This window comes from Tamlana crocina (assembly GCF_012037625.1).
Genome location: NZ_JAAVJS010000139.1, coordinates 1 through 524 on the forward strand (window position 1 = coordinate 1; position 524 = coordinate 524).

Consider the following 524-nt stretch of genomic DNA (forward strand, 5'->3'; position numbering starts at 1 on the left):
ATTTTGCATATTTGCGGATATCATCCCCAAATTTTCGCACCACATCCTTTATGAAATTCTCCGAAAGTTGGTCTTCGGGCTTCTTCGTTCAGGTTTGAAAGATTAGTATAGATCTCAAGCTTTGCATTTAAAGCATTCCTTCATCTGCAAAACTGAAATAATTTCCATCAGGTATCAGGATCAAATGGTCCAATACCTTAATATCAAATAATTCCCCTGCCTTTTTAATTTTTTGGGTCAGGCGTTTATCCGGTTCACTCGGTCTCAAGGTTCCGCTAGGATGGTTGTGAGCAAGGATTACAGCCGTGGTAAGGCTTTTGAGTACTACGGCAAATATTATCCTTAAGTCTACCAAGGTGCCGGTAATGCCTCCTGTGGATACCTGATAAATACCTTTTACTTTATTGGCGTTGTTCAGCAACATTATTTTAAAGGTTTCGTGCAGTTCGATATTGTTTTTGTTCCATTGTCCGTAAAGGAGTTCGGCTGCATTTTGAGAGGAAGTTATTTTTGGAAGCTGATTT

General features: G+C 39.3%; 1 protein-coding gene. It reads right to left on the reverse strand.

Going from position 1 to position 524, the window contains the following annotated elements; genetic code table 11:
* Nucleotides 1–127: 127 nt before the first annotated feature.
* The coding region (locus tag HC176_RS16010) for a JAB domain-containing protein (protein WP_167920002.1) at nt 128–524 on the reverse strand (397 nt) is incomplete at its 5' end.